The organism is Pandoraea terrigena, assembly GCF_902459705.1.
GTDB lineage: Bacteria > Pseudomonadota > Gammaproteobacteria > Burkholderiales > Burkholderiaceae > Pandoraea > Pandoraea terrigena.
The window spans coordinates 411,787-434,633 of record NZ_CABPRU010000001.1; the positions used below are offsets into that span (position 1 = coordinate 411,787).

Sequence of the window (22,847 nt, forward strand, 5' to 3'; positions counted from 1 at the left end):
GAGCGGGCCGGTCGGACGGACGTGGCAACAGGTGTTGCATCGCCCGACCGCGACTACAGCAGGCGAATCAGCAGATTGAAGACAAGCGAGAGCACGACGGTCGAGGCAAACGGGAAGACCATCTCGCGGCCGCGCCAGCGAAGGCGCAGGTCGCCGGGCAACCGGCCGATGCCGAGTTTGGTCAGCCACGGCGAGGCCGCCGAGAGGATGCAGATCGCGATGAAGATCGTGAACATCCAGCGAAACATATCGGTGTGGCCTCGCGGTAAAGGGGATCAGAGGGCGTGGCTGCGGTCGCCGGTGACAAAGCCGAGCAGGCCCGCCCACTCGTCCATGCCGCGACCGAACGCGATGACCTTGAAGAGTTCGCCCATCTCGGCTTCCGAGAGCAGTTTCTGCGCGGCGGCCGCGGCCGGCAGGTACGTCTTCGGATCAGTCGGATCGAGCGCACTCATCAGCTCGATGATGCCTGCGTTCATCAGGAATCGGGCCTGTGAGGTGAACCCCAGCAGATCGAGACCCGCTTCGACGCCGGCATCGGCGATCCCCGAAAACTCCACGTGAGCGGTAATGTCCTGCAAGCCGGGGTAATAGAACGGATCGTCGTGAGCGTGGTGGCGGTAATGGCACATCAAGGTGCCGTCTGCGCGCTGCGGATGATAATACTCACGCGCGGGGAAACCGTAGTCGATGAGCAGCAAGACGCCGCGCGCGAGCAGAGGCGCCACGCTGCGCACGAATGCCGAGGCGGCTTCGTGTGTCTCCGTCCGATATTCCTGCGTCGGCGGCAGATCAGCCAGCGCATCGAGCGCCTGCGGCAACGGGCCAGTGTGGCGATGCGCTTCCCAGTCGAAGCCGCCTTCCTGGTTACGCACCACGCCGCGCTCGAACCAAACGGGCTGCCCGCCGTCGTCCGGGCGGCGTGTCCATAGGCGCACCGGCATGGCGTCGAGCACTTCGTTGCCGAGCATCACGCCTTGGAAGGCGTCGGGCAACCGGTCGAGCCACGTGACGCGATCGAGCAGATGCGGCGCGGCGGTGGCGATGGTCTCGCGCTGGCGCGCACGCAGCTCGCCGGAGAGTTCCATGATCGAGTAGCGTTCGCAGGGCGTGCCTTCGGCGTCGAGCGCGAGCAGCAGGTCGGCCGCCAGGCGTCCGGACCCTGCGCCGAATTCCAGCGCTTGCGCGTCGCCTGTCTGTTCGAAGATCTCGCTGACCTGGCGGGCCAGCGTGCGTGCGAAGAACGGCGTGAGTTCCGGCGCGGTGACGAAGTCGCTCCCGTCGGCGGCCAGGCGCCCGAATTTCGCGGCACCGGCCGCATAGTAGCCAAGACCGGGCGCGTAAAGGGCCAGTTCCATGAAGCGATCGAACGGCAACCAGCCGCCAGCCGCGTCGATGGTGTCGGCAAGATACGCCGTGAGGCGGCGCGAGTGTTCGAGCGCGTCCGGCTCCGGAACGGGTAAACTACGGGGTTTGGGTGCGGCCTGATTCATGCGGGCATTGTAACGGAGACGGTGCTGGCTGGCTGCTTCGGTCGATATTGGCGCGTCAACGCGCCATTTTGCGGTGATTTGCGCCGATTTTCGTCAATTTCGAGTCGTTTTTGCGTGATTTTCGCCAGTGCTGGCGATATTTTCCCGCCGACTGGACGAAGGGAGACGCCGTCGCGAGCGACAGCACCGAGCGTTCGTCCAGGCCCCTCGAGGCCCCTTGTTGCCCGAAGTGCATCAACCCAACCGTTCTCTGACAGGAATTCGCCGCATGACCGTTGCATCGACGCCACGCCCTACGTCTGTCGCAGGCGACCCTGCCGGTACGCCTGCCGTGCCGCGCGTGGCGCTGGTGACGGGAGGCGCGCGCCGGATCGGTCGCGCCATCGCGTTGCGGCTCGCCGGCATGGGGTGGGACGTCGCCGTTCACTACGAGCGTTCGCACGCCGAAGCGCTCGAGACGGTCACGGCCATCGAGGCATTGGGGCGCCGTGCAGTGGCCTTGCAGGCGTCGCTGGCGGACGAAGCCGCCACCGCCGGGCTCATCGCCCGGTGTGCCGCGGCGCTGGGCGTGCCCACGTGCCTCGTCAACAATGCCTCACGCTTCGAGTACGATAGCGCCGGCGATTTCGGCTACCAGGCACTGGAGCGTCACATGCGCGTGAATGCGGGCGCACCGCTCGTGCTCGCGCGCGAGATGCATGCCGCATTGGGCGAGTCGGGACGCGGCGTCGTTGTCAATCTGCTCGATCAGAAGCTGGCGAATCCGAATCCCGATTACCTGTCGTACACGCTGTCGAAGGCGGCGCTGGCACTGGCGACGACGTTGCTTGCCCAGGCGTTCGCACCCCGCTTGCGCGTGGTCGGCGTGGCGCCTGGGGTCACGTTGCTGTCGGTCGACCAGACCCCGGTGGGCTTTGCGGCGGCGCACGCGGCCACTCCGCTGGGCGCCTCGTCGACGCCGGAGGACATTGCGCAGGCGGTGGCGTATCTGACCGACGCGCCTGCCGTGACCGGCACCGTGTTGTATGTCGATGGCGGGCAACATCTCGCGAGTTCGTCGCGCGACGTGAAATTTCTGACCGAGCCGGCCGAAGCCGACCGGTCTCGTTGATTGTCATTAAGAGTTTTCAAAATGCATAGCGCTCTTTCCCACCCTCGCCTGATGGACTGTCGTCGCATGTTCCTGCGCGACTATGAAGTGTTCATCAACATCGGCGTGCACGATTACGAAAAGCGTGGCGAGCAGCGCGTGCTGATCAACGTGCAACTGTTCGTGCCGCTCGCCGAGAGCACGCCCGTGGCGGACAAGCTCGACGAAGTGGTCGATTACGACTTCATGCGAGAGACCATCGCCAAGCGCGTGGGGCTGGGGCACATCCACCTGCAGGAAACCTTGTGCGACGACGTCGCGAGTGCGCTGCTCGCGCATCCGCGCGTGCGCGCCGTGGGCGTGTCGACCGAGAAGCCCGACGTCTATTCCGATTGCCACTCGGTCGGCATCGAAGTGTTCAAGATGAAGGGTGCCTGACATGAGTGCCGTCATGCCCGAGACCGGTGCGCCGCTGGCTGCGGCCGGAAGCGTCGCCGCCGATAGCGTGAAGAAAGCGCAGAAACTCGCGTTCGAGAACAACAAGCTCGAGAAGCGGCTGTTCCGTCTGACGGGGCAGGCCATTGGCGACTACAACATGATCGAGCAGGGCGACCGTGTGATGGTGTGCATGTCCGGCGGCAAGGACAGCTACGCCATGCTCGACATCCTGCTCAAGCTTCGCGAGCGTGCGCCGATCGACTTCTCGATCGTTGCGGTCAACCTCGATCAGAAGCAGCCGGGGTTCCCCGAGCATGTGTTGCCCGACTACTTCCGCTCCATCGGCGTGGATTTCCACATCGAGAACCAGGACACGTATTCGATCGTCAAGCGTGTGGTGCCCGAGGGCAAGACGACGTGCTCGCTGTGCTCGCGCCTGCGTCGCGGCATTCTCTATCGTGTGGCCGGCGAACTCGGTGCGACCAAGGTCGCGCTGGGCCACCATCGCGACGACATCATCGAGACCGTTTTCCTGAACCTGTTCTACGGTGGCAAGCTCAAGGGCATGCCGCCGAAGCTCCAGTCGGACGACGGCAAGAACGTGGTGATCCGCCCGCTCGCCTATGTGCGCGAGTCGGATCTTGAGCGTTACGCCGAGTACAAGCAGTTTCCGATCATTCCGTGCACGCTGTGCGGCAGCCAGCCGAACCTGAAGCGCGCGGAGATGAAGGCGCTGATCCGCCTGTGGGAGAAGCAGCACCCCGGGCGTATCAAATCGATTTTCAGTGCGCTCTCGAATGTGGTGCCGTCGCATCTGATGGATACGAACCTTCACGACTTCAAGCATTTGCGTGCGACGGGGCAGCCCGATCCGCTCGGTGATATCGCGTTCGACGAAGCGCCGTGTGGCGACGAGAACGACGCCGGCATCATTCGTATCACGCAATTCGACGACTGAACGCGCTCGCGACCACTCGCGGCACCCTAGCTGGATGCGGCCTGCCGGACGAACCGGCGCGGTCGCCTGACCCCGACACACGGATTTCCACTCTCGAATCGTCACGACGCCATGAATATTGTGATTCTCGCCGCCGGTATGGGTAAGCGCATGCGCTCGAAGCTGCCCAAGGTGTTGCAGCCACTGGCCGGCCGGCCGCTCCTGTCGCACGTGATTGCGACCGCACGCAAGCTCACGCCGGGCAAGCTCATCGTGGTGATCGGCCACGGTGGCGAGGCTGTGCGCGACGCGGTGGCCGGCGACGGCGTGCACTTCGCCGAGCAGGCGCAGCAGTTGGGTACCGGTCACGCGGTTCAGCAAGCGGCGTCGCTGCTCGACGAGTCGGTGCCGACGCTCGTGCTCTACGGCGACGTGCCGCTCACGCGACCCGAGACCTTGCAGGCGCTGCTGGACGCCGCCGGTCGCGAAAAGCTGGGCGTGCTCACTGTCGATCTGGACAACCCGACTGGGTACGGCCGGATCGTGCGCGACGCGGCGGGCAATGTGTTGCGCATCGTCGAACAGAAAGATGCCAACGAGGCCGAGCTGACCATTCGCGAAATCAACACGGGCATCATCGTGGCGCCGACGCGAGCGCTCAAGGGCTGGCTGGCCGGTCTGAAGAATCAGAACGCGCAGGGCGAGTACTACCTCACTGACGTGATTGCGTGTGCGGTCGCGCACGGCGTGCCGGTCGTCACCACGCAGCCGGCCTTCGCGTGGGAGCCCAATGGCGTGAACGACAAGGCGCAGCTTGCCGAGCTGGAGCGCGACTACCAGCGCAATGCGGCGGGCGCGCTGCTGGCGGCGGGCGTCACCCTGATCGATCCGGCGCGCTTCGATCTGCGCGGCGAGATCGTGTGCGGCACCGACGTCTCGATCGACGTGAACTGCGTGTTCGAAGGCAAGGTGACGATTGGCGATGGCGCGACGATCGGTCCGAACTGCGTGATTCGCAACAGCAGCATCGGCGCGGGCACGCGCATCGAGGCATTCAGTCATCTGGACGGCGCCGTGGTAGGTGCCGATGCGCACGTCGGGCCGTATGCGCGCCTGCGTCCGGGCGCGGATCTGGCTGACGAGGTGCACATCGGCAACTTCGTGGAAGTGAAGAATGCGTCGCTCGCGAAGGGTTCGAAGGCCAACCACCTGGCCTATGTCGGCGACTCGACGGTAGGCGCGCGGGTCAACATCGGCGCGGGCACCATCACGTGCAATTACGATGGGGCGAACAAGCATCGCACGGTGATTGAGGACGATGTCTTCATCGGCTCTGACACCCAGCTCGTGGCACCGGTGACGGTGCGGCGCGGCACGACGATCGCCGCGGGTACCACCGTGTGGAAGGACACGCCGGAAGACGCGTTGGTGCTCAACGGCAAGACGCAGGAAGCGAAGTTGGGCTACGTTCGTCCGCGCAAGCAGAAGCAGTAAAATCGGCGGTAATGGACCGGCGTGCGAAGCGGAGGCAATCCAAAGCGCGCGCCGGCGAGTCAAAACGGATTGCATCCGATCGAATGCGCCAGGGTTCCTGGCACTAAGGGAAGCGAATATGTGCGGCATTGTCGGCGCGGTAGCGCGACGTAATGTAGTACCGGTGTTGGTCGAGGGGCTGCGTCGTCTGGAGTACCGCGGCTACGACTCGTGCGGCGTGGCGGTATTGAAGGATGGTGTGCCGCAGCGTGCGCGCAGCGTGTCGCGCGTGGCCGATCTCGACGAGCAACTGGCGCAGACGCAGTTGGGCGGCGAGACGGGCATTGCCCACACCCGCTGGGCGACGCACGGTGCGCCGGTCACGGACAATGCGCATCCGATTTTCTCGCGCGACGATGTGGCGCTGGTGCATAACGGCATTATCGAGAACCACGAGAGCCTGCGTGACGAGCTGCGCGGTCTGGGCTACGTGTTCGTGTCGCAGACCGACACCGAGGTCATTGCTCACCTGGTGCATCACCTGTTGTCGAACGGTGCGGCGGGCGATCTGTATCACGCGGTGCGCCTGGCGACGCGCCGTCTGCATGGGGCTTACGCGATCGCGGTGTTCCGCAAGCAGGAGCCGCACCGTGTGGTGGGCGCACGCGCGGGGTCGCCGCTGGTCGTGGGCGTGGGTGAGGGCGAGAACTTCCTCGCCTCGGACGCACTGGCGCTCGCCGGCACGACCGATCAGTTCATCTACCTGGAAGAGGGCGATGTCGTCGAACTCACGCTCGACGGCGTGACGATCGTGGACCGCAACGATGTGGCCGTGGAGCGCGAAGTGCGCACGGTGCAGGCGTACACGGGCGCGGTGGAGTTGGGCCCGTATCGTCACTACATGCAGAAGGAAATCTTCGAGCAGCCGCGTGCGATTGGCGACACGATGGAGGGCGTGGAAGGCATTTCGCCGACGCTCTTCGGCGAGACGGCGGAAGCGGTGCTGGGCAGCGTCGACTCGATCCTGATTCTGGCGTGCGGCACGAGCTATTACTCGGGCATGACGGCCAAGTACTGGCTGGAGTCGCTGGCGCAGATTCCGACGCAAGTGGAAGTGGCGAGCGAGTATCGCTATCGCGACAGCGTGCCGAATCCGAAGACGCTGGTGGTGACGATTTCGCAGTCGGGCGAGACGGCCGACACGATGGCGGCGCTGCAACATGCGCAGTCGCTGGGCATGACGAACACGCTGGCGATCTGCAACGTGGGCACGAGTGCGATGGTGCGCCAGACGGCGCTGCACTACCTCACACGCGCGGGCACGGAGATCGGCGTGGCGTCGACGAAGGCGTTCACCACGCAGTTGACGGCACTGTTCCTGCTGACGCTGACGATTGCGAAGTTGCGCGGCCGTCTGACGGCGACTCAGGAAGCCGACTACCTGACGCAGTTGCGTCACTTGCCGGCGGCGCTGCACAGCGTGCTGGCACTGGAGCCGCAGATCATCGCGTGGGCGGAGGACTTTGCGCGTCGTGAGAATGCGCTGTTCCTGGGCCGGGGCCTGCATTACCCGATCGCGCTGGAAGGCGCGCTCAAGCTCAAGGAAATCTCGTACATCCACGCCGAGGCGTACCCGGCCGGTGAGCTCAAGCATGGTCCGCTGGCGCTGGTGACGGAAGAGATGCCGGTGGTGACGGTCGCGCCGCGCGATGCGCTGGTCGAGAAGCTGAAGTCGAACATGCAGGAAGTGCGTGCGCGTGGCGGCCAGTTGTACGTTTTCGCCGACGCGGACACGCAGATCGCGAACGCGGATGGCATCCACGTGATTCGCATGCCGGAGCACTACGGCCAGCTTTCACCGATTCTGCACGTCGTGCCGCTGCAATTGCTCGCGTATCACACCGCCTGCGCGCGCGGCACCGATGTCGACAAGCCGCGTAATCTGGCCAAGTCGGTGACGGTGGAGTGAGGGAAGGGGGCTGGTGGATAGCCAGCTGTCTAAAACAAATAGAAACGCTTCAAAACGTCCGCGAAATGCTGGATAAATGAGGGGGTCTCCCGCCGTGGAGAGTCCCGCCAAATAGGGCCGACGATGCTTTTGCACGTTGGCCTTTTTTTCGCGCAAAAATCCCCGGAAATACCCCCACATTTTTCCTCAAATCGGGGATTTTTTCCGTCGAAATGCGCAATCTGTGGAAAGGGGTCTCCCGGCAAACCTAAGCGCTTCTCGGCCGCAAGTTGATGCGCGAGGCGGCTCCGCTAAGCCTTCTGGAGTCGCGTGCGTGCGCCGGATTGGGGTCGGCGTGGGAGCGCGCCTACTGGAGGCGCTGCGGTGGTTCTGCGGGGCTGAACGCGTTGAATATGACGTCGGTCACATCTGCGTACGATTTGGCGTTGTGAACTCGACACCACTCGCGCTAGGTGTAATCGCTGCTCTCGCTGGTGCTGCTGACCTGTCCGGGAAATTTCGTACCAACGGAATCTAGCAGGCAGTTGAAGTATCCCTGTCGTGGCGCGGCGGTACCTTTCCAAAGAGCCATCACGCTGATTCGGATCATGTCGTTTTGATGCTGGATTTCCTAAATTCGGACCGATTCGATGTCATTCGCTCACCCACTGTCGCCTCTACGCCGCCTTCGCTGCGAGCGTTCGCATGCGCGTGAGGTTGTAGGCGGCCTGCGTCAGCAGGAACAACTGCTCGACTCGCTCGCGCCCGCGACACATGACCTGCCGAATCCGGCCAACCGTCTTGCCCCAGCCGAACACCTGTTCGATACATTTGCGTTTGCGCTGACTGACCGCATAACCAGCCCAGCGAGTGGTGCGACCGTCGATGGCCGAACCACCTGCGCGCGCGTCGTTTTGTGCAACATGTGGCGTCACACGATTGGTTCGGCACGTGGCGACGAATCCCGCTGTGTCGTAATTTTTGTCGGCACCCACCGTAATCGGCCTCTCGGCAAGGCGCGCCGCATCGGCGAGCATGTCGGCTGCTGCGTCGCGTTCGGCCGTACCGTTGGCCTGCGTCACCTGCGCGTTGACCACCAGTCAGTGCCGGTTGTCCGTAAGCACGTGCCCCATATAGCAAAGTATCGCGCGGGTGTTGCGACTCTTGCGGAACAGCTTCGCCTGACTGTCGCTGCTCGATTCATGCGTCTCGTTGCTGCGCTTCTCGCCGTGCCAATCCTCGCGCTGCCGAGCACCGCCCTGGTGCGGCGTATCGTCGTCGGATTTGTTCTTGCGCACGAAGCTTTTATGGCCCGCCCACGCCTGAATCAGTGTGCCGTCGACGCTGAAGTGCTCGCCCGAGAGATGACCGCGTGCATGCGCCGTCTCGACCGTCTCGTTAAACAAGCCCACAATGACATCGTGCATGAGCAGTCGGTCGCGGTTCTTGCTGAACGTCGAGTGGTCCCACACCGCATCGTCCATCGCCAAGCCGACAAACCAACGAAACAGCATGTTGTAGGAGATTTGTTCCATCAGCATGCGCTCGCTGCGAATCGAATACAGCACTTGCAGCAACAACGCGCGAATCAGCTTCTCGGGCGCGATGCTTGGCCTTCCGCCTTTCGCGTCGCTCTCGTACATGCGCGCGAACACGCCATCCATGCGCTTGAGAGCGTCGTTCAACCAGAGGCGAATCGGTCGCAGCGGGTGATTGGCCGGCACGAAGTCATCGAGCTTTGCCATCGTGAACATCGTCTCGGTGTAGCCGTCCGCTCCGCGCATCGCTTCGCTCTCAGTGTTGTTCGATTCCTTCGTTCAACGTTTACCCCTCCCGCTCGGATGACGTCTGCGGGAGGTATTTCAACAGCCTGCTAGAGATAATGGCTCCTCAGCTCAGACGAGGAGTTGGTATGAAGAAGAGCCGGTACAGCGACGAACAAATTGTTCGGATACTGCGCGAAGCAGATCGGGACACGGTGCCTGACGTGGCCAAGCGCCACGGTGTGAGCGAAGCGTCGATTTACGCTTGGCGCAAGCGCTTCGGCGAGATGGCCAGCGATGACGTCAAGCGACTCAAGACGCTTGAGGCCGAAAATGCGCGACTCAAGAAGATGGTGGCCGAGCGCGATCTCGAGATCGAGGTCATGCGGGAGATTGACGCAAAAAAGTGGTGAGCGTGCAGGCTCGCTGTGAGCAAGCCCGGTTTGCGATGGCACGGGGCTTGAGCCAACGGCGAGCGTGCACGCTGATGCAGGTCAGCCGTTCGAGCTTGGGTTACGAGCTCAGGATGCCTCTCGCCCTGTTTGGCTGACAACCATTCTGCACTTACTATGGGCCGAAATTTGTCAGCACGGCGCTGTTGAAATGGGCGGTCCAGGAGCAGATCGAGACAGCGTTGATTGATCCGGGCAAGCCATGGCAGAACGGCACCAACGAAAGCTTCAACGGAAAATTCCGTGATGAGTGTTTGGCGATGGAGTGGTTTCGGAACCGGATCGAAGCGAAGATCGTGATCGAAGATTGGCGGACTCACTACAACGAAGTGCGTCCGCATTCGAGTTTGCAGTATGACCCCGGCAGAATTTCGCCGGGCTAGCGAAGGTGTTACAACCACCGGGGCCATAAATCTCTAGACCCCAGTGGTACGAGAAAAGCAGTCAGGTCAGGGGTACCGTCGAATGTGTGACCTGCAGAATCTGAAGCAGCATTGATAGCTTCACTCGACCTCGCGTCACGCGTAGAGCAAGTGAGCGTTCGTTTTCGATGTCGCCGACGGATTGTAGTGCCGTCGCCAGTTCGGCATATCCCATCCCCTTGCGCGCGAGAATGACTCGAACGACGCGAGCAGCCATATCCGCCCAAGTGGTATCGACCTGGCTCACAGGGTTCCTTGCAGTCGTGAAGTGCCGAAGTTAACTGAAGTATAAATTGCCGAAAAGTATCGCCATTGGCAACGTTCAGATGACGCATAGCGGGAAATCAGGGGCGACGTCAGTGAATTTTACTGTTTGAACGAGAACGTGGAACTGGCGGCAATGGGCTGAACAGCGGTCCCCGATATGGAGGGATGTTTGGCGTTGGACGATGTTCTCGAATATCTGTCGTATTGCTCGCTATACGTTAGACGATGAATCTGAACATGCCAAATGTGACGCTAAGGTTTTGGGGCGTGCTGAAGTCGGGCTCCAAAATTGGACGCGCTTAAATTTTTCGGTAATTAGGATTTAGCAGGCCATGAATCGATACTCAGTGCGTGCTGTTAATATATCGACGTTGGACTAGTGATTTCATGGCCGCCTCGCCTGTTATAGGTGGTCCCGCCTATAACAAAGTTGTGATGCTCATGACATGTCGGGGTGTGCAGACTTTCTGAGCGAGATTCACATCATTATTCGCTCGAATGGCAATGCAACTTGCTTTTCAGGACGAGAAGCTTCGTACCTTGTGCGAGAGCTCAATAAAGGCAAAGCGACAATTTGGGGAAAGCGCTGCTGACGCTCTTCAGAATCGTCTTGCTGATTTGCGTGCCGCCGACTCACTCAGCACCGTTGTTGGACTGGGACTCGGGAAAATCGTGGCAGACGTGCCTTCGCGGATTGAGATTAGTCTCGGCGATGGCTGTGTTATGGTCGCTTCGCCCAACCATCGACCAGAACCTCGGTTGGAGACCGGAGAGCTCAATTGGCATCAGGTCACGCGCCTGAAAATTCTATCTATCTGCCGAGCAAACCAATGAGAACAGACGCTGACTTTTCGCCTAACTGGGCTGTCCCGCCCGGTCGGACTGTCTCCGACCTCATGGCCTTGAAATCTATAGCGGAAGACGATTTGGCGCGGTCCATGCAAATGACGACAGATGAACTGTCGACCTTGTTGGATGGGCGTCATCCTCTCACTCCTCCGATTGCTTCGCGACTTGAAGGAATTTTTGGGGCTCCGATTGGATTTTGGCTGAGCCGTGAGCAGCAATATCGTGAGCAGTTAGCCGAGTTCGCGAAAGAGGACGACATTGCCGATGATGCATCCAGGACATGGCTCCGAAGCCTTCCAGTGAAGCAGATGATGGACTTTGGATGGATTCGCCCCGTCACAAATAAGACGACAAAGTTCAGAGAGTGTTTGGAGTTCTTTGGCGTATCAAGCCTGGCTGCTTGGAATCAGAGTTACAGCGAAATTAGAGAGGCAGCAGCGTTCAGAACGACGGCGGCTCATGTCGAGGACGACTTCGCTACTGCTGCGTGGTTAAGGTGGGGGGAGGTCGTCGCCGACAAAACTGAATGTCAGCGTTGGGACCCGAGGCTGTTCGAGGCTCTACTCCCGGAAATTCGCGAACTGACGCTAATCCCCGCTCCCTCGGAATTTCTCCCGAGACTCAAGCTTCTCTGCGCGAAGGCTGGTGTGGCTGTTGTGGTGGCAAAGCCTCCGTCGGGGTGCCGTGCGAGCGGTGCGACGTTCTTCTCGACGCCGGAGAAGGCTGTCCTGATGCTGTCATTCCGCTATTTGAGAGATGACCAATTCTGGTTCTCCTTTTTTCACGAAGCAGGCCATTTAGTGCTGCATTACGACACGAAGTCACTAATCCTCGAAACGTCTCGGGAGGGGCCACAATCAGCACTCGAGACCGAGGCCAATCGTTTTGCCGAAGACGTGCTTCTGACTCCCGAGTTGCAGCGCCGTCTTCCGGAGGCTGCGAAGAGCCTGATTGGGATAGTGAGGCTGGCTCGCGACGCCGGTGTGTCCAAAGGCATCGTGGTCGGACAAATGCAACATCGCGGTCTGGTGAAGCAGCAGCACTTCAATAATCTGAAAGTTAAGTATCGCTGGTCCTGACGCTCAACCACGAAATGCCTTGAACTTATCGGGACTCTTCTGCCAATTACAGAGCGAGTCTTCAATCGCCTGCATGCCGATGCCCAGGGTGTCGTCGAGCTGTACGCTAAGGGTGTCCAAGTCTTTCTTTGCGATATTGAACTTTACATCGCCACCGAAGAGCAGCCGTGCACCCCGAACGGGGCCAGTTGCATCAATCATGTATGCTGATGGCGGTGCAATGTTCGCAAGCCCCAGCTTTCCCACCATCGTGAGATAGTCAAATTTCCCGGTTCTCCCGAACCGTTCGACAGCATCCATACTTTTGTAAAGATAGTCGAAGAGTTTCTTGGGGTTCTGTCCCACCTGTTGTGCGGCCTGGTTGATCATAGTGACGTGCGACCTTTCTGGTCCCACCCAATCCACGTAGCTTTTCAGCACCGCATCAAGGTGGTTGATGCTCTCGTACTTCCGGTGATTGCCGAACGGAAAGCGTTTCCTCTCTCGTAGGATGTCATCTAGATGTTGGTGCAGCCAGATGGCAAAGTCCTGGGGTTGGCTAGAGAACCGCTCCCAGGTCCACACGAACTCGTCGTTGTAAGCGCCGTAAACCATTCGCAAAAGGCCGTACCCCTTCGATAGATGTTTGCCACAATGAACGAAGAGAAACGTTAGCCAGAAGGCCTCATCGATGTTTCCGGCGTTCTTGTACAAGATGGCGGCGCGAAGCGGGTCAAACATCTCCGCGTTCTTAGGGTCTTTCCGGCTTTCCGCGATGGGGCGGTTTCCAATGGCGCTCACGTAGTCAATACGACGCACGCTCTCAATCATTTGAGCTACTAGCGCCGAGCGTGTGTCCGGTGTTGCGATGCCCGGGAGTGGCTTGCCGTCGACGGTGTAGTCGGCGAGCTTTTGCGTTAGTGCTTTTTCAAGGTCGACTGCTTGCTGCTTTTTCTTGTTCATGGTCGCGCGGTGGTTCGGTTTCAGATGAAAACTATGAGACGCATCAACGATGGGAAGCGCTAGCTTGTTGCGAGTCGAGAGTCTTTCGGTCAAACAAGAAGAGTTGTTTGTCCAAGCGCTGTTCCCGTTTAAGGATGTAGGTCGCGTACAAGTCGGCATGCATTGCTTTCTTAAGCTCGACAAACTTCCTCTTAACTTCTCGGGTCGGGGCTACGGTCGACAATTCATATATCCGAAGCAAGCGCACCAAGTCCGCCCAGTAAGGCTCGAATTCGACCGAGCTTTCGGGCTTCTTCTCGCGGATTTCAGCCTCGACAGAAAGCAATTTCTCGACTTCAGTCCATTGGTCGCCGGCAGGCATGGGCGGCATTGCAACTTTCTCTTGAAAGCCTTCGTCGATGTATTCTTCCGCGGCCTGAATGTTCTCGGTATAAAGGTGCAAGCTGCCTACCGCATGCTTGTATGACCCAACCTCAACGTTCTCAAGTGAGCGGGCGATTAGTTCTTGAAGCATGGTGAAAGCGAACACGTCATGGGGCAGTCCCATGAATGCGTCGTTCGACCGCATCATGACCAGCAAATGCAGTCGATTTTTTCGCACAGAAAACTGCAGCGTGCATGTGCATGGGATGTCGTCAAGACGCTTTTTTAACGTCTTCGCGAGGTCTCGGCCGTGAAATAGCTGTATGACGGCTCTTCGCGATTCAGAGCTCTTTCTTAGTGCCGAAATGACATTTGCAACCTGGTCGATATTCCCGTTTAGTTTGAAGAGCCGGGGACCATATGCGCCGTAAACGTTCGGACTCGTTCCGGCATGCTTTGAGTAGCCCGGGATGTAATACTCGACAAAAGCAAGGTCATCTCGGCCAGACAAGTACCAGAGGAACTCGCCAAGGCAACTAAAAATCGTGCCTTTTTTCTCCGTGCGGCTGAGGCGGGCGCGGGGATTTTTTAGTTCAAGGAGCACGCCGTTGAGTTCGGTCGCGGGCCCCTTTGATGGCCTAATCTCGAAGGTCTTCCGTTGCTGTAAGAGCTGCTGAAAAACTTTCCGTAGCAGGTCATCCAGCGTGTTCGCGCTGACGTGCATGGCTTGTAAAGTTTGCGTGCGCCCGCGTTCAATGGACGCTGCGCGCGGTTCTGCGTCGGAACCACGCCGAATCAGTCGAACAGCTTCAACTGGCTGTCGCGACTACCCCGTAGCTGCTGCAACTCTTGTTTCAATAGTCGGCCGCGCGTGACCAATGTACGACGGTCCGCAACCTGCGCCCCACGGCTCAACGCAATTTCACGCACTTCCACCGTAACGTCGTAGTGGGGGAACGAAGCTTGGGCTTGGAACCAACCTCGTTTCAGGCCAAGGGATGCAGCAAATGTGTGCAATTCATCAAGGGAGTCGGCAACCAGGTGGCACCATTGGCGCCCCCGCCACGTGATTCGTGCATTGTCCACGTAGATTGCCACTTTCCCCTCACTGAAAATCTTCTACTTTTACGAATTTTCCGGTCGATGATACTGTATTCCCTAACAATTCTGTCGACTTGTTAAGTCGCCCGCCGAGCATCCGGCGCGTTTCGCGCTATACGTCATTCAAATCCCGCGACGAGGACGGGCAGGCCACTTCTTAACACGGGTTGGCCGACTAGGGAGATGTGTTTGCCGCGATTTCGAGGCTCCGTACCGTTCGACAACCGGGGGGCAGCTTTGTAAACTGAGTCTGTTTCTAAGGGGTCTCCCTCGGCCTAAATATGTCGGAGGCGGTTGATTTGCAAGAGGATTCTGGAGTGTCGAAGCGTTTCAGCGCGAAATAGGCCGAAAATCAGACTTTTCGAAAAAGCTGGGGGTGTTCCCGGTGATTTTCGCGGACGCGGATGTCACGGGCAGGCCCGTATGATACGGTGTTCCGGGGGCGGGGCTGTCGTAATTGAAGTGTTTCTATTTAGCTTAGACACCAGCCAGTCCTGATGCGCGCGCTCCGCCCGGAGAGCGCGGCATTCCGGGCGAAGTCGTCTCGGCATCGATCCGCACGGAAATCCACGGGCCTGACGGGTTTCTCCTTCCAGGCCTATCGTGCGGCGCGATCGCCCCATTTCGGCCAGAATGCGCGCGTTCTCGGCCACTTCCTGGCGAGCATAGGTCACGGCAGCTACACTGTAATGTCATCGGGACAACAGGTCGCGGCCATGAAAATTGCAGTGCTCTGCTTTCCAAACGTGCAAATGCTGGACGTCGTCGGACCCGTGGAAGTGTTCCACGAAGCGGCGCGGCAAGCCGGAGCGCCGTCGACCTACCAGTTCGAAATTGTCTCCACGACGTCTGGCGAATTGCTGGCGTCAAATGGGATGCGAATCGCACCCGATGCGACGCTGGAGACAAGCAGCCCGGATATCGATACGTTGCTGATTGCCGGCAGCCCATCGGTGCAGCTTCTGGAGGACGATGCCGCTATCCAGCACTGGATAGTGCGTTATGCCAGGACCGCGCGCCGTATCGGTTCCGTGTGCTCGGGCGCCCTCCTTCTCGCGCGTGCCGGCTTGCTCGACGGGCGCAAGGCAACCACACACTGGAACTACACTGCGCGCCTGAGTCGTATGTACCCGAAGGTGGATGTCCAGCCGGACCAGATCTTCGTCAGGGACAACGGTATCTATACGTCGGCGGGCGTGACGGCGGGGATGGACCTCGCGTTGGCGCTTGTCGAGGAAGACCTGGGGCGCACCGTTGCCCTCAACGTCGCGCGGCAGTTCGTCATGTTTCTCAAGCGCCCCGGCGGCCAGTCGCAGTTCAGCGCTTACCTGACCGCCCAGGCGTCGGAGAAGAACGCCATACGAGACGTGCAGGAGTGGGTGCTCCAGAATCTGACCCAGACTTTATCGGTCGAAGCACTCTCGGAGCGCGCCGGCATGAGTGCGCGGAATTTCGCGCGAATCTTCAAGCAGGAATGTGGCACGACGCCCGCGTCTTTTGTGGAAGACGCGCGCATCGATGCGGCGCGCAGGTTGCTTGAGGAAACGAAACAGCCCCTGAAGAAGGTGGCGAGTCTGACGGGCTTTGCCGACCCGAACGGACTGCGGCGCGCTTTCCTGCGTAAGCTGAGTGTCTCCCCAGTCGAGTACCGGCGACGCTTCCGGTTTGCCGCGTAGTGGCGCCCTGCCACCCATAACCTTGCCTCAACCCCTTACGCCTTGACGCCCCGACGCCCCGACGCCCCGACGTCTTGACGCCTTGACGCCTTGACGCCTTGACGCCTCGACGCTTCTACGCTCCTACGCCTTGAAATGTGATGTGGCTTGTCCGCCATTCGGAAAGCCACGCAGATCCCTCATGACGCGCCGCTAGGCGATCGCCCCCGCCGTAATGCGCAAGCCGACGACGCCAGACAGGATGAGCGCGATGCATACCACGCGCGCCACCGACGCCGACTCGCCGAGGAAGATCATGCCGACGATGGCCGTGCCGGCGGCGCCAATCCCCGTCCAGACCGCGTACGCGGTTCCTACCGGGAGCGATCTGAGCGATGTCGTCAGCAGCCAGATGCTGCCCAGCCCGGTGATGGCGGCATAGACGCTTGGCCAGGGTCGGCTGAACCCCGCCGACCATTTCATCCCGAAGGCGAAAGCAATTTCCAGAAGTCCAGCGACACTGAGAACGATCCAAGACATAGCGTATTACCGATGTAACGTAGGGGGCGACGAAAAAAACGCCCTCGGGTCGGAGGGCGCCGTGGCGATGCCGACACGCTCAGCCGACGAGGAGCCGATGCGTGAAGAGACGGTGCAACGTGCGCACGAAGAGGACGAGGATGGCAACGCTCAGGAAGGCCAGGATGAGTCCGGCAAGCGCCTTGAGCACCCAGGTATCCGAATAGGCCGCGTACCGGATGGCCGCATTGGACAGCGCCGCGATTGGGAAGCTGATGGCCCACCAGGAGACAGCGAAAGGGATCGACCGGCGGAAGACCTTGAAGGCGAGCGTGATGAACAGGAACAGGCCGAAGTAGAAGAGCAGGCCCGCAAACATGTCTACATGGTGGATAACGTTCACGTACGCGAGGAAGCCCACCTCGAACGGCGCAATCATGATGATCAGCGACGGAACCATGCCGGTCGGCAGCGGTTCATGATGGACCACGCGAGAGAAGATCATCGTGAAGAACACGAGTGCCATCATCGTGCCGACGGCAATCGAGAACATGTTGACCTCGTGTGCCCACGCCATCGGCATCGTGCCACCCGCCACGGCGATATCGAGGGTCGCAACGCCAGGAATCAGCCAGGCCGGCGCCGCGTGGGTCGGGTCTTCCTTACCCCGAAAGAGTCGGCCAGCAATAATGAAGGCCAGACCGATGGTCAGCACGGCGCCGAAGGTCCAGACGACTTTGCCGAGCGCCGCGTCGTAGAAACCGATGACCGATGAGAGCAGCAGCACGGCAATCGTGATGGTGCCGAAGAAGTTGCCGGCGACGGGATGATTGAATTCCGCTTTGACAACGGCGGGGTACCGCGCCCACTTCACGGCATAGCCGATGGCCAGGACAAGGAACGTGAGAATGGCAATGACGCCAATCGTCTCTGCGATCGCCACATCGGCGCCGAAGAGCTGATGTGCGCCACGCCATGCAAGCGACAGTCCGGAGATGCCCATGACAGACGCAAACAAGTTGACGGGAAGGTGCTTTACCGAACTACGCGGCTGAACATATCGCGGAGCGGTCGTTGCATGACTCATGATGTCCTCACTGACTTTCGGTCGTACGCCGGTGCCGCAGTGGCTACCGGACTCGCGAGAGCGAAGCGCCGTTCGCGTCGTGAGGGAATTATGGGCGGCGTTGGGCAAGACCGAAAGTGATGCAATGCGGCAATTCCTGCCAACGTTGTGACAAACGTTGCCAGTGGGTCGGAAAGGCGCGCCGGCGATGGGGCAGGGGCAGGGGCCATCGCAAATCGGAATGGTGACCTGCACGAATCGGCACTTCGGGATCTCGGGAGCGTTCGGTACATTTTCGGGACTAGGAGCGCGGTATGAGCAAACTTCACATTCCAGGCCGAATACTTTTCCTCAGCGACGACCCCAACACGATCGACATCCAGCTTCACGGGCGTTCATTGACACTTGCCCAGGCAGGGTCGCTGCGCAACGATGTGTCGACCGACGAGATCACACCGATTCCGGTGCTGACGTATTACGACGACCGCCTGGGACGCTACCCCTACGTCGGCCTGAAGGCTGGCGATCGTACCCCGATCGGCACGGACAGCGTGAAGCGCGGCGGGTTCAGCGTGACGGTCGCTGGCAAACGTTACGGGAAGGGCTCTTCGCGCGAGCATAGTCCGGTCGCGGAGCGCCGGGCGGGGGTGGTTCTGGTCATCGCGGAAAGCTTTGAGCGCATCTATCGGCAAAACGCCGACAATGTCGGCCTGTTCACCTCGACGGACTTCGGACTCATCGACCGTATCCAGCGCGGCGAGGCGATCGACATCGAAGCGCTGGTGGCGCCGCGTGACACGCTCGCGGCCGCGATTCTGAGGCAGGGCGGCCTGCTCAAGTACGGCCAGGCACGCATGCGCGAAGTTCGCCCTTACGCCATGGCGGGCACGTCGCCCCGGCCGCGGACCCTCGCGGAAAAGATCCTGTCGCGTCATCTCGTCGTGACCGACGATGTCGACGGCAGTCTGCAACCGGGGGTCGGCGGCTTCGTGAAGGCCGACTGGCGCTTCATTCATGAGTACTACACGGGCATGTGCGCCCACATGCTGCATGCGGCATTCGGGCGACCGACCGTGCTCCATGAACCGCAGTCGATCATCGCCTTCGAAGATCATCTGTCGTATTCGAATCGTAGCCCGGCCCATCGTCAGGACGGGCTGATGACCGGCGTGTACCAATTGTCCAACGCGCATCGCGACTTCGTCCGCGAGTACGGCGTCCGTCATCACGGCTACCTCGGCGACGCCGACGTGGCGCATGGGAAAGGGTCCGAAGGCATCTCGCATGCCGTCATGGCCGAGACCTACGCACTGCCCGGCCAGGTCGTGGTCGGCACGGACTCCCACACTCCGCACTGCGGCGCGGTGGGTTGTGTGGCGTTCGGCGTCGGAACGACGGACATGGCCAACAGCATGGTCACCGGTGCCGTGCGGTTGACGGTGCCCGAGTCGCTGCGCATCGATCTCGTGGGCACGATTCCCGCCGGCGTGACGGCAAAGGACATCGTGCTCGAACTGCTCGCGCAGCCGCGCATCAAGGCAGGCGCGGGCGTGGGCAGGATCTTTGAGTTCGCGGGCGAGGCGATCAGGCAGTTGTCGACGGACGAGCGCGCGACGCTGACCAACATGACCGCCGAACTCGGCGGATTTACCGGCATCGTTGCCCCGGACGCGGAAACGGTTCGATTCCTTCGCGAACGCCGAGGCGTGACGTTCGTCATTGAAGACTGGATGCACAGTGATGAGGGCGCGGTCTATGCGGAAGTCATTCGCATCGACTGCAGCGCCGTCGTCCCGATGGTGGCGAGGCCGGGCGATCCCGGAAACGGCGTGCCGATCACCGAAGTCACCGAACGACCGATCCGCTTCGACATCGCCTACGGCGGATCTTGCACCGCCGGTAAGCGTGAAGATTTCGACGATTACCATACGGTCCTGTCATGGGCGGCGGAGCGCGGACTGGTGGTGCCCTCGCATGTGAAGTTGTATCTGCAGTTCGGGACCGTCGCCGTTCGGGACTACTGCGAGCGTCGTGGCTACCTGAAAGCGTTCGAACAGGTCGGCGCGGAACTGTTGCAGCCGGCATGTGGCGCGTGTGCGAACTGTGGCCCGGGGTCGTCGACGCACGCCGGCCAGGTGACGATCAGCGCCATCAATCGGAACTTCCCCGGGCGCTCCGGACCCGGCAACGTATGGTTGGCCAGTCCGCCGACGGTCGCTGCGAGCGCCATTGCCGGTGAGCTGGTGTCGTTTGAGGAATTGCAACGACGGTTCGATGATCGCGCACCCGTCGCACAAACGTTTGCGGGAGATGAGTGACGCGGACCATGTGCAAAAAACGTGGCGTCAATATACTGGGGTAGAGTATATTTGCGCCATCGACACTTTGCACTTTCTCTATCATGGCCGACTTCGCAAACCTACTTCAGCAGGGTAACGCGTGGCTGTTCATCCCCAGCGCAATCCTGCTGGGGGCGCTTCATGGGCTGGAGCCAGGACATTCCAAGACGATGATGGCCGCGTTCATCGTGGCCATTCGCGGCACCGTCGGGCAAGCGGTGCTGCTCGGCCTGTCCGCGACGCTGTCGCATACGGCGGTCGTCTGGGCCGTGGCGCTGGGCGGGTTGTATCTCGGCCGGAATTGGAATGCCGAAGCGACCGAACCGTACTTCCAGGTGGCGTCAGCGGCGCTGATCATCGCCGTTGCCTGCTGGATGATCTGGCGGACCTGGCGCGACCAGCATCATCATGACCCTCATCACGGTCACGAGCATGATCACGGCCACACCCACGAGCATGACGACGTGCGGGTGATCGATACCGGACACGGTCTGGTTCGTCTGGCGATATTCGAGGACGGGGTGCCGCCCCGCTTCCGGCTGTTTCGTCAAGGAAACCACGGACACGACTGGGCCGCGGAGAACGCACGGATCGAAACCGAACGCCCGGGAGGCACCCGACAGACGTTTACGTTTGCGCAGCGTGACGGGTATCTCGAATCTGTCGAAGCGATACCGGAACCTCACGCGTTCAACGTGCGCCTGCTGCTGGAGCATGGCTTCCATCGCCATCATTACGACGTCGAATTCGCGGAGCACGATCATTCGCATGAAGGCCTCGACGTGTCCTCCGATGCGTACCAGGACGCCCACGAGCAGGCTCACGCCAACGATATCCGGCGCCGCTTCGCGAATCGCGAGGTCACGACCGGCCAGATCGTCATGTTCGGCCTGACGGGCGGACTGGTGCCCTGTCCGGCGTCCATCACGGTGCTGCTGCTTTGCCTTCAACTCAAGAAGTTCGTGCTCGGCGCCGGGCTGGTGCTGTGCTTCAGTATCGGACTCGCGCTGACCATGGTGGCCTCAGGTACGCTCGCCGCGCTCAGCGTCAAGCACGTGTCCAGGCGTTGGAGCGGCTTTGGGGAGTTCGCGCGCAAGGCTCCGTATTTCTCCAGTGCCCTGATTGTGATGGTCGGTTTGTACGTGGGCTACCAGGGATATCTCGGCCTGACGGCGACTCACTGACGTCGCATTTTCCGGTGATTGGCGTGTGTGACTCACACGCCAGCGCCTGCCTTCCCGATTCGTGCGCGACGCCGATCGCGATAACGCCGGTGCAGCGGGCATCGCTCGTGGCGACAGCCCGTGGAATCGCAGTTCGTCATGATGTTCGTCATTTCGGCGAGAAAATGATAATTTTCGACGAATTGACGCTACATTTCATCCGACGCTCTCCCTAAAATGGTGACAGTGGTGTTGCGCAAACGTCGACGTCATCGATTCGGCGCGTTGCCAAGCCCATCGTTCGACGTTTCCATTCGAGGGGGAGACCATGAAGAAGATCGCCTTGCTTGGCGCGGGACACATCGGCCAGACCATCGCGCGCCTGTTGCACGATAGCGGTGATTACCGCGTCACGGTTTTCGACCGCAACGCGCAGGCGGCGACGGTGGTGCGCGACTATGCCCACGCGTTCGTTGAACTGACGGGCTGCGACACGGGCACGCTGCAACAGGCCGTCTCGGGCCACGACGCGGTCGTCAATGCGCTGCCCTACACCATGGCGACGAGCGCCGCGACGGCTGCCGTCGCGGCGGGATGCCATTACTTCGACCTGACCGAGGACGTGGCGGCAACGCACACGATTCAGCAACTGGCCGAGGGGGCATCCACCGTGCTGATGCCGCAATGCGGCCTGGCCCCTGGCTTCATCGCCATCGCGGCGCATCATCTGGCGGCCACCTTCGAACAGGTCGACTCGGTGAAGATGCGCGTCGGCGCCTTGCCGGCGTTTCCCACCAACTCGCTGAAGTACAACCTGACGTGGAGTGTCGACGGACTCATCAACGAGTACTGCCAGCCGTGCGAAGCGATTCGCGATGGGATCCGGCTAAGCGTTCAGCCCCTGGAAGATCTGGAGCACTTCTCGCTCGATGGCGTGGAGTATGAGGCGTTCAACACCTCGGGTGGGCTGGGCACGCTGTGCGAAACCCTCAGCGGGCGTGTGCGCGATCTCGATTACAAATCCGTGCGCTATCCGGGCCACGGGGCGTTGATGAAGGTGCTGCTCAATGAACTGCGCCTGAAGGACGATCCGGAAACGATCAAGACGATTCTCCGGCGCGCCGTGCCGAGCACCTTGCAGGACGTGGTGCTGATCTTCGTGGTCGTGAGCGGTCTTCGCGGCGGGGTGCTGACGCAGGAAGTCTTTGCGCGGAAGATCTTCGCCGAGCGCAACAACGGCCACAGCGCCAGCGCGATACAGATCACCACGGCGTCGGCCATCTGCGCGGCGGTGGATATGTTCTTCGCCGGACAGTTGCCGCAACGCGGCTTCGTGCGCCAGGAACAGATTGCCCTGGCGGACTTCCTGGCCAACCGGTTCGGCCAGGTCTACGCGCACTCGACGCATATTGAATCCCTCTCCTGAGGTCGGCGAGGCGCTGCCTCGCAAAAATTACGACGACCCGGCAGGCGAGTCGCCCACCGTCA

At 60.8% G+C, this 22,847-nt stretch carries 19 protein-coding genes and 2 pseudogenes; 12 read left to right on the forward strand and 9 right to left on the reverse strand.

Annotated features, from left to right (window positions below):
* Positions 1 to 53: 53 nt before the first annotated feature.
* A complete protein-coding gene (locus PTE31013_RS01785) occupies positions 54 to 248 on the reverse strand; it encodes a DUF2905 domain-containing protein (protein WP_017235747.1) in 195 nt (64 codons plus the stop codon).
* Between the two features lie 27 nt (positions 249 to 275).
* Entirely contained in the window at positions 276 to 1,493 is a 1,218-nt protein-coding gene (locus PTE31013_RS01790; RefSeq protein WP_150611113.1) for a class I SAM-dependent methyltransferase, read from the reverse strand.
* 268 nt (positions 1,494 to 1,761) lie between these two features.
* Between PTE31013_RS01790 and PTE31013_RS01795 the strand changes: the two genes are divergently transcribed.
* The 5 genes from PTE31013_RS01795 to glmS all read left to right on the forward strand — a co-directional run bounded on the left by PTE31013_RS01795 (position 1,762) and on the right by glmS (position 7,400).
* Positions 1,762 to 2,604: an SDR family oxidoreductase gene (locus tag PTE31013_RS01795; protein ID WP_174978396.1), complete on the forward strand. Its 843-nt coding sequence runs from the start codon at positions 1,762 to 1,764 to the stop codon at positions 2,602 to 2,604.
* A 21-nt stretch (positions 2,605 to 2,625) separates the two neighbouring features.
* A complete protein-coding gene (locus PTE31013_RS01800) occupies positions 2,626 to 3,021 on the forward strand; it encodes a dihydroneopterin aldolase (protein WP_150611114.1) in 396 nt (131 codons plus the stop codon).
* Position 3,022: 1 nt separating this feature from the next.
* Positions 3,023 to 3,979, forward strand: a complete 957-nt coding sequence (gene ttcA, locus PTE31013_RS01805) for a tRNA 2-thiocytidine(32) synthetase TtcA (protein ID WP_150611115.1) — start codon at positions 3,023 to 3,025, stop codon at positions 3,977 to 3,979.
* Between the two features lie 111 nt (positions 3,980 to 4,090).
* Complete coding sequence (gene glmU, locus PTE31013_RS01810) at positions 4,091 to 5,452, forward strand: bifunctional UDP-N-acetylglucosamine diphosphorylase/glucosamine-1-phosphate N-acetyltransferase GlmU (RefSeq protein WP_150611116.1); 1,362 nt, start codon at positions 4,091 to 4,093, stop codon at positions 5,450 to 5,452.
* A 118-nt stretch (positions 5,453 to 5,570) separates the two neighbouring features.
* Complete coding sequence (glmS, locus tag PTE31013_RS01815) at positions 5,571 to 7,400, forward strand: glutamine--fructose-6-phosphate transaminase (isomerizing) (RefSeq protein ID WP_150611117.1); 1,830 nt, start codon at positions 5,571 to 5,573, stop codon at positions 7,398 to 7,400.
* A gap of 656 nt (positions 7,401 to 8,056) precedes the next feature.
* On the opposite strand, the pseudogene PTE31013_RS01820 reads toward glmS, so the two are convergent.
* A pseudogene (locus PTE31013_RS01820) lies at positions 8,057 to 9,163 on the reverse strand (IS5 family transposase).
* Positions 9,164 to 9,291: 128 nt separating this feature from the next.
* Between PTE31013_RS01820 and PTE31013_RS01825 the strand changes: the two are divergent.
* Positions 9,292 to 10,014 (forward strand): annotated as a pseudogene (locus PTE31013_RS01825) (integrase core domain-containing protein).
* A gap of 24 nt (positions 10,015 to 10,038) precedes the next feature.
* On the opposite strand, the gene PTE31013_RS01830 reads toward PTE31013_RS01825, so the two are convergent.
* Positions 10,039 to 10,263 (reverse strand): DUF6471 domain-containing protein, encoded by a 225-nt coding sequence (locus PTE31013_RS01830; RefSeq protein WP_150611118.1) that lies wholly within the window; start codon positions 10,261 to 10,263, stop codon positions 10,039 to 10,041.
* A 524-nt stretch (positions 10,264 to 10,787) separates the two neighbouring features.
* Between PTE31013_RS01830 and PTE31013_RS01835 the strand changes: the two genes are divergently transcribed.
* Positions 10,788 to 11,117, forward strand: a complete 330-nt coding sequence (locus tag PTE31013_RS01835; RefSeq protein ID WP_150611119.1) for a hypothetical protein — start codon at positions 10,788 to 10,790, stop codon at positions 11,115 to 11,117.
* A 62-nt stretch (positions 11,118 to 11,179) separates the two neighbouring features.
* On the forward strand, positions 11,180 to 12,211 hold the full coding sequence (locus PTE31013_RS01840) for an ImmA/IrrE family metallo-endopeptidase (protein ID WP_246173858.1): 1,032 nt from the start codon (positions 11,180 to 11,182) through the stop codon (positions 12,209 to 12,211).
* 3 nt (positions 12,212 to 12,214) lie between these two features.
* Here the strand turns inward: PTE31013_RS01840 and PTE31013_RS01845 are convergent, their stop codons facing one another.
* The 3 genes from PTE31013_RS01845 to PTE31013_RS01855 form a co-directional block, all read right to left on the reverse strand.
* On the reverse strand, positions 12,215 to 13,153 hold the full coding sequence (locus PTE31013_RS01845; protein WP_150611121.1) for an alpha-glutamyl/putrescinyl thymine pyrophosphorylase clade 3 protein: 939 nt from the start codon (positions 13,151 to 13,153) through the stop codon (positions 12,215 to 12,217).
* Between the two features lie 43 nt (positions 13,154 to 13,196).
* The gene (locus PTE31013_RS01850) at positions 13,197 to 14,240 is read right to left on the reverse strand and encodes a thymidylate synthase (protein ID WP_150611122.1); all 1,044 of its coding nucleotides are present in this window, start codon (positions 14,238 to 14,240) and stop codon (positions 13,197 to 13,199) included.
* A gap of 71 nt (positions 14,241 to 14,311) precedes the next feature.
* Complete coding sequence (locus tag PTE31013_RS01855; protein ID WP_150611123.1) at positions 14,312 to 14,614, reverse strand: DUF4031 domain-containing protein; 303 nt, start codon at positions 14,612 to 14,614, stop codon at positions 14,312 to 14,314.
* Between the two features lie 719 nt (positions 14,615 to 15,333).
* Here PTE31013_RS01855 and PTE31013_RS01860 point away from each other — a divergent pair.
* Positions 15,334 to 16,293, forward strand: coding sequence for a GlxA family transcriptional regulator (locus PTE31013_RS01860; RefSeq protein ID WP_150611124.1), 960 nt, complete (start codon positions 15,334 to 15,336; stop codon positions 16,291 to 16,293).
* A 192-nt stretch (positions 16,294 to 16,485) separates the two neighbouring features.
* Here PTE31013_RS01860 and PTE31013_RS01865 read toward each other — a convergent pair whose 3' ends face one another.
* On the reverse strand, positions 16,486 to 16,812 hold the full coding sequence (locus tag PTE31013_RS01865; RefSeq protein WP_150611125.1) for a DMT family transporter: 327 nt from the start codon (positions 16,810 to 16,812) through the stop codon (positions 16,486 to 16,488).
* A 79-nt stretch (positions 16,813 to 16,891) separates the two neighbouring features.
* Positions 16,892 to 17,878 (reverse strand): SLAC1 anion channel family protein, encoded by a 987-nt coding sequence (locus PTE31013_RS01870; RefSeq protein ID WP_174978397.1) that lies wholly within the window; start codon positions 17,876 to 17,878, stop codon positions 16,892 to 16,894.
* A gap of 293 nt (positions 17,879 to 18,171) precedes the next feature.
* Here PTE31013_RS01870 and PTE31013_RS01875 point away from each other — a divergent pair, with 293 nt between their 5' ends.
* The 3 genes from PTE31013_RS01875 to PTE31013_RS01885 all read left to right on the forward strand — a co-directional run bounded on the left by PTE31013_RS01875 (position 18,172) and on the right by PTE31013_RS01885 (position 22,785).
* Complete coding sequence (locus PTE31013_RS01875; RefSeq protein ID WP_150611126.1) at positions 18,172 to 20,175, forward strand: aconitase family protein; 2,004 nt, start codon at positions 18,172 to 18,174, stop codon at positions 20,173 to 20,175.
* Between the two features lie 83 nt (positions 20,176 to 20,258).
* Positions 20,259 to 21,380, forward strand: coding sequence for a nickel/cobalt efflux protein RcnA (locus PTE31013_RS01880; RefSeq protein WP_150611127.1), 1,122 nt, complete (start codon positions 20,259 to 20,261; stop codon positions 21,378 to 21,380).
* 307 nt (positions 21,381 to 21,687) lie between these two features.
* A complete protein-coding gene (locus PTE31013_RS01885) occupies positions 21,688 to 22,785 on the forward strand; it encodes a saccharopine dehydrogenase family protein (RefSeq protein WP_150611128.1) in 1,098 nt (365 codons plus the stop codon).
* The last annotated feature ends 62 nt before the right edge of the window (positions 22,786 to 22,847 follow it).

Excerpts from the sequence above, each read along its gene's own strand:
- PTE31013_RS01785 (WP_017235747.1), bottom strand. The coding sequence starts at position 248 with ATGTTTCGCTGGATGTTCACGATCTTCATCGCGATCTGCATCCTCTCG.
- PTE31013_RS01790 (WP_150611113.1), bottom strand. The coding sequence starts at position 1,493 with ATGAATCAGGCCGCACCCAAACCCCGTAGTTTACCCGTTCCGGAGCCG.
- PTE31013_RS01795 (WP_174978396.1), top strand. The coding sequence starts at position 1,762 with ATGACCGTTGCATCGACGCCACGCCCTACGTCTGTCGCAGGCGACCCT.
- PTE31013_RS01800 (WP_150611114.1), top strand. The coding sequence starts at position 2,626 with ATGCATAGCGCTCTTTCCCACCCTCGCCTGATGGACTGTCGTCGCATG.
- ttcA (WP_150611115.1), top strand. The coding sequence starts at position 3,023 with ATGAGTGCCGTCATGCCCGAGACCGGTGCGCCGCTGGCTGCGGCCGGA.
- glmU (WP_150611116.1), top strand. The coding sequence starts at position 4,091 with ATGAATATTGTGATTCTCGCCGCCGGTATGGGTAAGCGCATGCGCTCG.
- glmS (WP_150611117.1), top strand. The coding sequence starts at position 5,571 with ATGTGCGGCATTGTCGGCGCGGTAGCGCGACGTAATGTAGTACCGGTG.
- PTE31013_RS01835 (WP_150611119.1), top strand. The coding sequence starts at position 10,788 with ATGCAACTTGCTTTTCAGGACGAGAAGCTTCGTACCTTGTGCGAGAGC.
- PTE31013_RS01840 (WP_246173858.1), top strand. The coding sequence starts at position 11,180 with ATGGCCTTGAAATCTATAGCGGAAGACGATTTGGCGCGGTCCATGCAA.
- PTE31013_RS01845 (WP_150611121.1), bottom strand. The coding sequence starts at position 13,153 with ATGAACAAGAAAAAGCAGCAAGCAGTCGACCTTGAAAAAGCACTAACG.
- PTE31013_RS01850 (WP_150611122.1), bottom strand. The coding sequence starts at position 14,240 with ATGCACGTCAGCGCGAACACGCTGGATGACCTGCTACGGAAAGTTTTT.
- PTE31013_RS01860 (WP_150611124.1), top strand. The coding sequence starts at position 15,334 with ATGAAAATTGCAGTGCTCTGCTTTCCAAACGTGCAAATGCTGGACGTC.
- PTE31013_RS01865 (WP_150611125.1), bottom strand. The coding sequence starts at position 16,812 with ATGTCTTGGATCGTTCTCAGTGTCGCTGGACTTCTGGAAATTGCTTTC.
- PTE31013_RS01870 (WP_174978397.1), bottom strand. The coding sequence starts at position 17,878 with ATGAGTCATGCAACGACCGCTCCGCGATATGTTCAGCCGCGTAGTTCG.
- PTE31013_RS01875 (WP_150611126.1), top strand. The coding sequence starts at position 18,172 with ATGAGCAAACTTCACATTCCAGGCCGAATACTTTTCCTCAGCGACGAC.
- PTE31013_RS01880 (WP_150611127.1), top strand. The coding sequence starts at position 20,259 with ATGGCCGACTTCGCAAACCTACTTCAGCAGGGTAACGCGTGGCTGTTC.
- PTE31013_RS01885 (WP_150611128.1), top strand. The coding sequence starts at position 21,688 with ATGAAGAAGATCGCCTTGCTTGGCGCGGGACACATCGGCCAGACCATC.